Origin of the sequence: Malonomonas rubra DSM 5091, from assembly GCF_900142125.1 — a bacterium.
Lineage (GTDB): Bacteria > Desulfobacterota > Desulfuromonadia > Desulfuromonadales > Geopsychrobacteraceae > Malonomonas > Malonomonas rubra.
Genome location: NZ_FQZT01000021.1, coordinates 21,485 through 32,867, shown reverse-complemented (window position 1 = coordinate 32,867; position 11,383 = coordinate 21,485). Strand labels below are relative to the sequence as shown.

Here is an 11,383-nt window from a genome sequence, read left to right as displayed (position 1 = left end):
TGAATATGCAAACACCGGAAGAAGTACATAAGAAAGCCACCTCCATGGGGGAGGTGGCTTAGGAAAAAACTGTCAACGTATTTTAGGACGTGACAGAAAAATTATAAAAAAAGGGCGACTGAAACAGTCGCCCGATTGAATTCATCAATACAGAGGTGTTGCTTATTCCTTGACTTGAGCAAGCTTTTCGCTGCGAGAATCTTTCATTGCCTGCTTGGTCAGGCCAACCAGGTTCATCACTGCCGGCAGCAGCTGCATAACAACCAACACTGCACAAAAACCGACGAAAAGAAGAACAAGGATGCCGCTGGTATAGGTTTTGGTGGTATCGGCAGCCAGTACCGGGGAAGCAGCCAACAGGGTCGCAGTCAGTGTCATCAGTGCGTATTTCATAATTCCTATCTCCTTTGATTTTTACAGATATCTCTTACCTGAAGTAAAATTATCAGTGCTTGATTCCTGTGACTTCTTTTCTATCAGCACTCATCAGACCACGGATCATACCGACAAAGAGCAAAAAAGCCGGAACAATCTGGAACACCAAGATCAAGGCGAAGAAACCGATGAACAGTGAGAGCAGGAAGCCCCCCTCGGTATCGGCAGCGCCATTGGCGGCAAATGCGGCAGAAGAAAAAGTGAACAGGGCGATTAAACTGTTGCGTACGATAGCTTTCATAATGTCCTCCATTGACTGATGAGAATTTCTTCTCTTGTTTTCGTTTCTTGCTATGACTATAGAGCAGTGACTGTGCCAAGTTTCCCTTTGCACTTCAAATAATCTCCAAAACACTGAAATCACTAAGCTTTAAGGATGACAAAAAAATAGAATAAAATTTATCGTTGTATATGAGGAACATACACCCCGACCCAACCTGGCAGTCAAAACACGAACCGATAAAAACGTAAAAGGTTATAATTACAGAAGAAAATAAACCTCGAAAAAAATATACATTTCCTCCTGTAAGAATATTTTATTTATCCGGCAAGAACCTGGCCGAAAATGCTTCGGCCATCTTCGATTGATATCCCGACTGAAAAACAGTACTATCGAGCAGATTGAAATGAGATATGTATACGATTAACGGGCTGCTCAACGCCCCAACTTCAAGGATGGGTGAAACAAGATGAGTGATGTGCAGGAGTTTAGCGCTGGGCTGAAAAAAGTCCGCCAACGGCGGATACTGCTGTGGCTGACAATCGCAGTCTATGTTCCAGCCATGATGATCTCGTTGCAGTCAGCTGGTGGCTGGAACACGGTTATCAAGGTCTTTATCGTCTGGCTGATTCTGCTCTGTGTCGTCGTCGCCCTGGCAGTCGTTGTTCGCTGCCCCGACTGCGGCAACTGTTTTCACACCCACGGGCCAACATTTTTCCCCGTCAGGCGCTGCGTACATTGCGGCCTGCATGTCAACGCCGACAAAAAAGGGGATGACAGGCCAGACCGGGAATAACTAAAAAAACGGCCCCGCAAATTAAAAGCGGGGCCGTTTTTTGTTAAGCGTATTTTTACTTTTTACTTGGCTTTGCCGACAATCTTCGGCAGATGCCCTTTACCATTCCACTCAACCCAAGAATAGTCATAAACGCGAACGTTCGGGAAGTCGAGTGCCTTGAGGATAAAGTAGCTGTTTGCTGCGTAGTAGCCGGTATTACAGTAAAGAACGATCTCTTTATCCGGAGTCACACCCAGATCAGCATACATCTCAACAAGTTCTGCCGGGTTTTTCAGGTAGGTCTTGTTTTCCCAGTTTGCCAGGGTGAAAGCGTTGACTGCGCTTGGCAGGCGGCCACCGATTTTGGCTGCTGGATGCTTGGCATCGCCCTTGAACTGTTCCGGCGGACGCACGTCGAGCAGTACGGTATTCGGATCACCCATTTTACTCATGATATAACTGGAAGTTGCCAACAGCTCCGGCTGGACATCAGCAACAAACAATGCCGGCTCAATTTTCGGGACATCTTTGGAGACCGGGAGCTTGTTGCTCTGCCACTCCGGCCAGCCACCGAAGATGATTGCAACTTTTTCATGACCGGTATATTTCAGTTCCCAGAATAGGCGGGTCGCATCCCAGCCTTCATCATCATAGAGCACCACCATGGTATCGCTATCGATGCCAAGCTGGCGACCGAAGAGTTCCTCTTGAGCTTCGATTTGGCGACGGACACCGATCGTATCCCACGCCCCTTTCATCCGCAGGTCTTTGCGCACATTCATATAGACGGCGCCAGGGACATGGCCTTTTTTGTAGTCTTTTTCTTCCAGCCGGCAATCGATAACACGCAGCTTTGGAGCACCGGCCTCAATCAGTTCGGCAACCTGCTCAGCCTTGACAAAAACTTTCTCTGCAAGTGCTTCTGCAGCGGTAAACGGGACTACCGCCAGAACCATAATTGCTACCAACAAAAGATGTGTCAGACGCTTCATTCCTTACTCCTTTAAGAGAGTGTGAAGTTAGGGTCGAATAATCGACCTGGTTAAAAATAACTGCGCTTCTTCTTAGGTTCTTCTTTTTGCTCAGCCTCGGCCTGCTTTTCAGGGATCAACTTATCCGCAACAATCACCTTGGCGTTGGCTTTACGGAACTCGGGTTTAACCTTGTCTTCGGTCAGGAACAGGTCCTTATTACCGTGACAATTGTTACACTCGCGGTTTTGACTGGTCTTCTTCTGGAGATTGTGCGGCGAAGCATACTTCCAGTTATTGAGGCGGTCAAAGTTCGGCATCAGCTCTTTACCATAAAAATCGAAAGAGGTCGGCACCGAAGGTGTTCTCCGTACCAGGATCCATTTTTCCGGATGCACCTCGTCTTGCAGCGGGTTCAAACCGATCCGGAACAGTTCCTCCTCGTCAGGATTTTTATAGTAGGCCAGTCCTTTACTATCGAGACCGACATGGCAACCATAGCAGTTGGCGTAAGGCTGAGCGTGGCAAACGTAGCAGGACACCTTGTCACCATGAATAGCGTGCTGCTCGACACTGTCGTCCAATTGGTGGCAGTCCGCACAAGCTGACAGCCCCTTGACATCGTAGCGGTCGCGGTGATCGCTCTTGCCGTCACCATGCAGATCTTTGGTACTGTGACAGGACATACAGTCCATATCGTGCTTGGTATAGTGGGCGTCTCCCGAACCGGTCTTGCCGGTGAACTCATTTCCGACCCGGCTACCGTGGCAAGCCGTGCACTGATTGGTCTGATCCGGAGTCTTATTGAAATTGTGCCCGGAGATAAAACCACCCTTGGCAAAATTGGGCCGACTGACATGGCACTCGCCGCAGCTGGCGTGACAGCTATAACAGTGGTTGTCCATCCCCTGGTTGAGCTTCTGCAACTTTTCAGGATCGGTTGATGCCCGCTGATGCACAATCGGCTTATAAGTTGCCAAAGTATAGTGCAGCGAGGTTTTGGCAAGCTTGGCCTCTTCGGCGTGGCACTCCCCACAAGCTGCGGTGGCATCCGGGAAAGTGGGATCTGCCGTCATGCCGACGTGCGCTTTTTTCATATTGTCACTTTTATTATCACCACCGTGGCAGTCGGTACAGGCCATCGAGCCATGGGTTGTTTCCAGAAAATCTTTCGCAACCAGAACTTTTTCATGTAGCTCCAACGGAGCCACTGAGCCGCCTCAGCCTTTGCCCGCAGTTTCCGCCGAAGCCTCTTTTTTCGGCAATGTTTTAGCAATCGCCTTGAGCTTGGCAACGTCGGTATGGCAATCGACACAGCTTGAGGACCCGGCAATGCCGGCAAAATAAAGCATCCCGGCGATAAGCACCCCGAACGCCACGATCTTCCCGTTAAACATAACTACCTCCTTCACGATAGCTTTAGCGTCTTGAGCGAAAAGCTCAAGTGAATGAATTTTCATTCCATGCGATAGTAGCAAAACTTTCATGTCCACACAATAATAAGTGTGAGCTAAATCTTATTTTTTACCAATCAGGGTTTCGACTCTATTTTCTCCCCTCCCCTAGGATTCAAAAAAAGAGAAAGGCAAGCTTTTTACTCGTTCAATTTAAACCTAACAAATAAATATCTAATGTCAAAAAACGGTTAAATCATGAAATTTACGCTGATTATGCAGAAAGTAATTTGCTTCTATAGTTAAATCACTGTATATTAAGACGCTCCAAGAGAGCAGATTCGCCCAGAATAATGCTAAACAATCACGAAAGGCTGATGATAGATATGCAGCGTATCTATCTTAAAGACAGGAGTTTTGCCGTTGACAACCTGCCGTCCGAAGCCGGACTGCTGGTCGAACTGCTTGATCTGTGCAGCAATGACGACGCTGGCTTTGAGCAATATACCCAGGCGATAAAGAAAGACGCCGGTCTGACATCCCAGTTTCTCAAACTTGCCAATTCTCCCCTCTATCGCCAGTGGAATGAGCTCACAGACCTGAAGCGAATGCTGGTTGTCCTTGGGTTGAAGAACATCCGCAAGATCATTATCACCAGTGCGGTCCAGAATTTCTTCAGCAAGCTGGCGAAAAGCAAAGATCCCCAACAGTATCAACTCTGGCTACGTTCGCTGCTCTGCGCGCACCTCGCTGAGCAGATAGCCCGCAAAATAGGCTACCCGAAAACTGAAGAAGCCTATCTTGCCGGGCTTTTGCACCAGGTCGGAATTCTCCTGCTGCTGATCAATTACAAGGAAAACTACCAGCAGATTCTCGAACACTATGAAAATGGCCGCGATTTCTGTGAACTGGAGCAGACGAACTATGGCATCGATCACTGTGAGGTTGGTGCAACACTGATCGAGAGCTGGCAGCTTGATTCGCTGATTTCCGATGCGATTCAGTTCCAGCACAGCGATACCGAGCAACTGCTCAACTCTCCGACCTTGCTGAAAATTGTATCTGTTGCCAGCGCGCTCTCTTCACCTCCCGACACAGATGTTGCTGAAGAAGACATCACCAAGGCAGGAGATTTGTTGCAACTGCTCCCCGACATCTGTCTAGAGTGCCTGGCAATGGCCCTAGACGACACCAAACAGGTTCTTGCTCAACTCGGCTTCCCCGGCGTTCATTTCAACGAGGAGGATTCGCCAGAGGCTGTCATGCAGGCGCGTGATCAGAAAGCTGACGAGTTGGCAGAACGAATTAAAAATATTGCCCTGACTCACTGTTTCCTCAACGGCGAAAGCAAGGACATCAGCAGCCTGGTCAAAGAACTGCGAATAAACCTGGACCTGCTGTTCAATCTCAAGCAAATTTGTTTCTTCTCCCTGACCCCGGATGGCAGCAGGTTGGTCGCTGACAATGACCTGAAGCTGGCAAAGCTGGATGAAATCGCCTTCAACCTGAGCGATAAAAACAGTGTCTTGGTAAAAAGTTTTAACCAGGGGCAGACTCTCGATTCAATGAAGCAGCAGGGATCCATTATCGATCGGCAGCTGACCCGTATCCTCGGTGCCGAGTGTGCCTGTTTCCTCCCGGTTTCGGGCAAGACCGAAAAAGCCGGTGTACTGGCGATCGGCAGCAGCCGTAAAGAGCTGCCCGGCCTGAAGGAGAAGCTGCCACTGCTTGAGCTACTGCTGATTGAAATCGGCAAAAAGTACCTTGAGTTCAACGCTGCAGAACCGGACGAAGAAAACATCAGCATGACCGAGTTCAACAAAATCGTTCATGAGGTAAAAAACCCTCTGACCATCATAAACAACTACCTCTACATCCTTGGTCGCAAACTGGAAGAAGACCATCCGGCGCTGGAGGAAATCGATTTCATCAAAGAGGAAATGGAGCGGGTCGGCGTTATCCTGGCAAATGCACGTGAGCGGCAGCAGCAGCCCGGAGGTGCCCAGCAGGTTGATCTCAACAAGCTGATCCACGAACTGAATGACTTCTTTGGCAACTCCCTCTACAATGCAAAAGAAATCGAGCCGCAATTGCATCTTGACCTGCAGCTTCCGGTGCTACAGCTTCCGGAGAACAGCCTGAAGCAGGTCATCATCAATATCGTTAAAAATGCAGTTGAAGCGATGCAGGAAAAAGGCAGCATCAGCATCAGTACACGCGACAACTGCTTTCAGAATGGCAACCGTTTTGTTGAATTAAGCATCAGGGATAACGGGCCGGGCATCCCGGACCATGTCCTGCAGAATCTTTTCCGTCCCGTCGAAAGCACGAAAAAAGGACACTCCGGCCTGGGACTGTCGATTGTCGCTGATTTAATCAAGGAGATGTCCGGCACAATATCCTGTTACTCGAGCCAAGGTGCAGGAACCGAGTTCAAAATCTTGCTGCCCCGGCTGATTGAAAGTTTGCCTGCTGACTAAATGAAAATAGGTTCTGACATGTTTGATATGCGCCACATTAGCGGGGGGGTTGCATCACATGCACCGATCGAGGTGCTCATCGTCGATGACGATCCAAGGATCTGCAAAAGCCTGCAGCAGATTCTCAGTTCGTCCGGGCTCAATTGCTCTTATGTCATCGGTGGTTTCGCCGCTTTACGGGCACTCGAGCAACAGGAATACGGGCTCGTCCTGCTTGACCTGAACATGCCGAACGTTGACGGCCTCGATGTCATCAACCACATCAAAGAAAACAACATCGACACCAATGTCATCGTCGTCAGTGGCGAGCTTGAGTTGAACAAAGCAATTCAGGTGCTGACCAACGGGGCCAAAGATTTTATTCGCAAGCCCTACTCTCCTGACGAACTGCTGTTTTCTGTTAAAAATGTGCTGGAAAAAAGAGCGCTGGAAATTGAGAACCAGGAAATCATCAACCAGCTCAAAGAATCGGAATCTCTGCACCGCTTCCTCGTACACAATTCGCCCGACCTGCTCTACATGCTCGATCAGAACGGCTGCTTCACTTTTGTCAACCGCAACCTCACCCGTACCCTCGGGTACACGCAGCGGGAGCTGCTCGGCAAACACTACTCCGCCTTCATCTATCCAAAAGATCTGAACCGGGCCAATTATTTCTTCACCTCACCGAAACTTCCGAAAGGGACGAAAAAGGTTGAGCTGCGTCTGCAGTGCAAAGATCAGGGCTCGTTGCTGCATGTTGAGGTACGTGCAATGCAGGTGGAACGGAAATTTGCCGGCGGCTACAAGCTGAGTAGTGGTAGCGAAAAAAATGTCAACTTCGTCGGCACCTACGGCGTAGCCCGCGACATTACCGAAAAGAAACGGTCAGAAGAGATTATCCGCTTTCAGCACAACCACGACCTGCTGACCGGCTTGCCGAACCGCAACCTGCTCAACGACCGCATTGCCGTCCAGCTCAGCCACGCCAAACGCAAGCAGGAAAAGCTTGCGGTTATGTATATCGACATCTACCGTTTCAAGCTGATCAACGACACCTATGGAACGGTACTGGGGGACGAGGTTATTCAAACGGTCGCCTCGATGCTGGAACGCTGCACTCGTGAAGGCGACACCGTCGCCCGCATCGGCGGTGATGAGTTTATCGTTCTGCTGCCAGGAATAAAGTCTGAGCAGGATGCAATTAGCGTTGCTAACAAGGTCATCCAGGAAGCGTCCTTCCCGCTTCACTTCGAGCATGCCGAAATCCACCTGGCACTGAGCATCGGCCTGTCGATTTATCCCGACCACGGAAGCAACAAGGAAGACTTGATCCGCAACGCAGATATCGCCGTCTGTCATTCGAAGCTACGCTCCAGTAGCAACATCTGCCTGTACAGCAAGGACTTGACCAACGGCAACAGCAACAAGGTATTCACGGAAAACCTGATCCGCAATGCGATCAACGAAGACCAGTTGACAGTCTACTACCAGCCACAGATCGACCTGACCTTCGACAAACTGCATGCGGTCGAAGCTCTGGTAAGAATCAAGTCTCCTGAGCATGGCCTGATTCTACCAACGGGATTCATTGAAACAGCAGAAGAGTCAAACCTGATCAACGAACTTGGCGACTGTATTCTACGCAACATTTTGCGCGATGCCCGTGACTGGCACCGTGAAGGGATCAACCCGCGCATCTGCATCAACATTTCCGCCGTGCAGCTGGCAATGAACGGGTTTGCCGATTACCTGATCAGCAAAATCCGCGACTATGAACTACAGCTCAACATGTTTGAAATCGAGATTACCGAGAACGTCCTGATCCAGAATATGGAAGCGACGCTGAATAACATCATCAAGCTGACCAACCACGGCATCAAGATCGCCATCGACGACTTCGGCACCGGTTACTCTTCACTCAGCTATCTTGACCAGCTTCCGCTCAACACATTGAAGCTGGATAAATCCTTTATGCGCAAAATCGTCAAAGCCGATGACGACAACACCATCATTCCGGCGATGATCAATGTATCCAACGGCTTGCAGCTCGATTTCATTGCTGAAGGGGTTGAAACCATCGACCAGCACGAGTATCTGAAAACTTTCGGCGCCTGTATCGCCCAGGGCTACTACTACGGACGTCCGATGCCGGGTGAGCAGATGCTGGAATACATCAAAAGCTTCAATCCGGACAGGTTTGGAGAATCCCACTGACACGAAAAAGGCCCGGCGTAATGCCGGGCCTTTTCATTTGCGTTATGCGTCTTCTTCCTGCAACGCTGCATGAGCTGCTGCCAGCCGGGCAATCGGAACCCGGTAAGGCGAGCAGGAGACGTAGTCGAGACCAATTTCGTGGCAGAAGATAACACTGCTCGGTTCGCCACCATGCTCACCACAGATTCCAACCTTCAGGTCTGGACGGGTTGCACGCCCCTTCTCTTTCCCCATTTTCACCAGCTGGCCAACCCCAGCACGGTCAAGATAGACAAAGGGATCGCGCCTGAAAACACCACGCTCGACATAATCCGGCAGGAAGTGGCCAGAGTCGTCGCGTGATAGCCCGTAAGTGGTCTGAGTCAGGTCGTTGGTACCGAAGGAGAAAAAGTCGGCCTGCTCGGCGACCTTGTCCGCCATCAGGGCAGCACGAGGCAACTCGATCATGGTACCGATCAGGTACTCGACCTCGACACCGAATTCTTTGATCACTTCTTCGGCTACGGCCACGGCATTTTCACGCAGAATCTTAAGCTCGTTAACATGAGCCACCAACGGAATCATAATCTCCGGCACGATATCGAAGCCTTCATTTTTAACCAGCTCACAGGCTGCTTCCATAATCGCGCGCACCTGCATATCATAAACTTCCGGATAGCTGATAGCGAGACGACAACCGCGGTGACCCAGCATCGGGTTGAACTCGTGCAGGTGTTCCACGTGCGCTTTAACATCGGAGAACTTGACGCCACAGGCAGAAGCCAGTTCGGCGACATCGTCGTCGGTCTGCGGCAGGAACTCGTGCAAAGGCGGATCGAGCAGACGGATCGTGACCGGGAGCCCTTTCATCTCGCGAAAAATACCGAGGAAATCACTTTTCTGCATCGGCAGAATCTTTGCCAGCGCTTTCTCCCGACCAGTCAGGTCTTCCGCCAGAATCATCTCGCGCACAGCCTGAATCCGATCACCCTCAAAGAACATATGCTCTGTCCGGCACAGACCGATACCTTCAGCGCCAAACTCCCGGGCAACCTTGGAATCGTGGGGCGTATCAGCGTTGGTGCGAACCTTGAGGCGGCGGAATTCATCAGCCCAGGTCATCACCTCAGCAAAGTCGCCACTCAGCTCCGGTTGCACCTTCGGAACATCGCCGTAGATAACTTCGCCTGCCGAACCGTCGAGGGTGATCATGTCGCCACGTTTGACGACGACACCACCCTTGGTGGTGAACTGCTGCTTCTCGTAGTCGATCTTCACATCACCACAACCGGCAACACAGCACTTACCCATTCCCCGGGCCACAACCGCTGCGTGCGAGGTCATACCACCACGCGCGGTAAGGATGCCCTGAGCTGCATGCATGCCATGGATGTCTTCCGGGCTGGTCTCGACCCGAACCAGGATGACCCGCTTCTTCAAACGTGCCTGCTCTTCCGCCTCGTCGGCGTTGAACACCACCATGCCACTGGCCGCACCCGGCGATGCCGGCAATCCCTTGGCGATGACGTCCTTGTCCGCAGCTGGGTCGAGGGACGGGTGCAGCAACTGATCCAGCTGCTCCGGCTCAATCCGCAAAACAGCTTCTTTCTTGCTGATCAGGCCTTCTTTGACCATTTCTGCAGCGATATGGGTCGCAGCCTTTGCAGTCCGCTTGCCGTTCCGGGTCTGCAGCATGTAAAGCTTGCCCTTTTCAATAGTGAACTCGATATCCTGCATATCCCGGTAATGCTTTTCCAGGATGCTGCGAACCTCCAGAAGCTGCTGGTAGCATTCAGGCAGAACATCTTCCATCGCCGGCAGATCACCCTCTTTATACTTGGCCTTGTTGATCGGCTGCGGAGTCCGGATACCGGCAACCACATCTTCGCCCTGAGCATTCACAAGGTATTCGCCATAGAAATAGTTCTCGCCGGTCGACGGGTCACGGGTAAAGGCAACACCTGTGGCGCAATCATCGCCCATATTGCCATAAACCATCGACTGCACGTTGACTGCAGTTCCCCACTCAGCGGGGATATCGTTGAGCTTTCGGTAGGTAATTGCGCGTGGATTCATCCAGGAACCGAAGACCGCACCGATAGCGCCCCAAAGCTGCTCTTCTGGGTCTTCCGGGAAGGCCTGTCCAACGACTTCCTGCACTTTTTTCTTGAACTGCTCGACCAGCATTTTCAGATCGGCGGCGTTCAATTCAGTATCAAGCTCAACTCCTTTTTCTTCTTTCTTTTTTTCCAGGATGTGCTCGAGAACATCGCCATCCATTTCCAGGACAACGTTGGAGTACATCTGGATAAAACGGCGATAAGAGTCGTAAGCAAAACGCGGATCGCCACTCTGATCGATAATCCCCTGTACGGTTTCATCGTTCAAACCGAGATTGAGAACAGTGTCCATCATCCCCGGCATCGATGCGCGGGCACCGGAACGAACCGATACCAGCAGCGGGTTCTTCGGGTCACCAAACTTCTTACCCATCTGCGCTTCGACTTTACCGAGCGCCTCTTTGACCTGGCCGCTCAACTCTTCCGGATAGTGACGGTTGTTGTCGTAGAATGCGGTACAAACTTCCGTCGTCAAGGTGAAGCCCGCCGGGACCGGCAAACCGATCGACAGCATCTCGGCGAGATTGGCACCCTTACCACCGAGGAGATTTTTCATATCCCCAGCGCCCTCAACCTGGCCTTCACCAAAGAAATACACGTACTTCGTCATTGAACTACTCCTCTTCTTTCGTCTCGTCCATCTATCTCAATAATAAAAAAAGGCCGGTAAAATGAAACAGTTAGAGGAAGACTCCTGCGATTCGAGCAATCGGCAAACCGGTGGTGCTGCACTCAGAAAAAAACGTCTGAATTCCACCCACGGTCCATCGATTCCTCGCATCCAAGAACCTCCCCCAAACTGAAACATAC

At 50.8% G+C, this 11,383-nt stretch carries 9 protein-coding genes; 3 read left to right on the top strand and 6 right to left on the bottom strand.

Features of this window, described 5'->3' with window-relative positions:
- Window positions 1-162: 162 nt before the first annotated feature.
- Together BUB13_RS16880 and BUB13_RS16875 are read right to left on the bottom strand one after the other, a co-directional pair.
- Entirely contained in the window at window positions 163-393 is a 231-nt protein-coding gene (locus BUB13_RS16880) for a hypothetical protein (RefSeq protein WP_072909943.1), read from the bottom strand.
- A 52-nt stretch (window positions 394-445) separates the two neighbouring features.
- On the bottom strand, window positions 446-676 hold the full coding sequence (locus BUB13_RS16875) for a hypothetical protein (RefSeq protein ID WP_072909942.1): 231 nt from the start codon (window positions 674-676) through the stop codon (window positions 446-448).
- A 448-nt stretch (window positions 677-1,124) separates the two neighbouring features.
- Here BUB13_RS16875 and BUB13_RS16870 point away from each other — a divergent pair, with 448 nt between their 5' ends.
- A complete protein-coding gene (locus BUB13_RS16870; RefSeq protein ID WP_072909941.1) occupies window positions 1,125-1,451 on the top strand; it encodes a hypothetical protein in 327 nt (108 codons plus the stop codon).
- A gap of 62 nt (window positions 1,452-1,513) precedes the next feature.
- On the opposite strand, the gene BUB13_RS16865 is transcribed toward BUB13_RS16870, so the two are convergent.
- From BUB13_RS16865 to BUB13_RS18975, 3 genes are read right to left on the bottom strand one after another with little or no spacing between them, the layout of a single operon-like run.
- Window positions 1,514-2,425, bottom strand: coding sequence for a sulfurtransferase (locus BUB13_RS16865; protein WP_072909940.1), 912 nt, complete (start codon window positions 2,423-2,425; stop codon window positions 1,514-1,516).
- Window positions 2,426-2,475: 50 nt separating this feature from the next.
- Window positions 2,476-3,615 carry a hypothetical protein gene (locus tag BUB13_RS16860; protein ID WP_072909939.1) on the bottom strand — a complete coding sequence of 380 codons (1,140 nt, stop codon included), beginning with the start codon at window positions 3,613-3,615 and terminating at the stop codon, window positions 2,476-2,478.
- 9 nt (window positions 3,616-3,624) lie between these two features.
- Window positions 3,625-3,801 (bottom strand): hypothetical protein, encoded by a 177-nt coding sequence (locus BUB13_RS18975; RefSeq protein WP_153305047.1) that lies wholly within the window; start codon window positions 3,799-3,801, stop codon window positions 3,625-3,627.
- A gap of 374 nt (window positions 3,802-4,175) precedes the next feature.
- Between BUB13_RS18975 and BUB13_RS16855 the strand changes: the two genes are divergently transcribed.
- Both BUB13_RS16855 and BUB13_RS16850 read left to right on the top strand, forming a co-directional pair.
- Window positions 4,176-6,278: an HDOD domain-containing protein gene (locus tag BUB13_RS16855; RefSeq protein WP_161947664.1), complete on the top strand. Its 2,103-nt coding sequence runs from the start codon at window positions 4,176-4,178 to the stop codon at window positions 6,276-6,278.
- 18 nt (window positions 6,279-6,296) lie between these two features.
- Window positions 6,297-8,474, top strand: a complete 2,178-nt coding sequence (locus BUB13_RS16850; protein ID WP_072909944.1) for an EAL domain-containing protein — start codon at window positions 6,297-6,299, stop codon at window positions 8,472-8,474.
- Window positions 8,475-8,516: 42 nt separating this feature from the next.
- Here the strand turns inward: BUB13_RS16850 and ppdK are convergent, their stop codons facing one another.
- A complete protein-coding gene (ppdK, locus tag BUB13_RS16845; protein WP_072909937.1) occupies window positions 8,517-11,183 on the bottom strand; it encodes a pyruvate, phosphate dikinase in 2,667 nt (888 codons plus the stop codon).
- Window positions 11,184-11,383: the final 200 nt, after the last annotated feature.

What these genes read in the sequence shown, in the direction of transcription:
- BUB13_RS16875 (WP_072909942.1), bottom strand. Translation starts at nt 676, where the DNA reads ATGAAAGCTATCGTACGCAACAGTTTAATCGCCCTGTTCACTTTTTCT.
- BUB13_RS16880 (WP_072909943.1), bottom strand. Translation starts at nt 393, where the DNA reads ATGAAATACGCACTGATGACACTGACTGCGACCCTGTTGGCTGCTTCC.
- BUB13_RS16850 (WP_072909944.1), top strand. Translation starts at nt 6,297, where the DNA reads ATGTTTGATATGCGCCACATTAGCGGGGGGGTTGCATCACATGCACCG.
- BUB13_RS18975 (WP_153305047.1), bottom strand. Translation starts at nt 3,801, where the DNA reads ATGTTTAACGGGAAGATCGTGGCGTTCGGGGTGCTTATCGCCGGGATG.
- ppdK (WP_072909937.1), bottom strand. Translation starts at nt 11,183, where the DNA reads ATGACGAAGTACGTGTATTTCTTTGGTGAAGGCCAGGTTGAGGGCGCT.
- BUB13_RS16870 (WP_072909941.1), top strand. Translation starts at nt 1,125, where the DNA reads ATGAGTGATGTGCAGGAGTTTAGCGCTGGGCTGAAAAAAGTCCGCCAA.
- BUB13_RS16855 (WP_161947664.1), top strand. Translation starts at nt 4,176, where the DNA reads ATGATAGATATGCAGCGTATCTATCTTAAAGACAGGAGTTTTGCCGTT.
- BUB13_RS16865 (WP_072909940.1), bottom strand. Translation starts at nt 2,425, where the DNA reads ATGAAGCGTCTGACACATCTTTTGTTGGTAGCAATTATGGTTCTGGCG.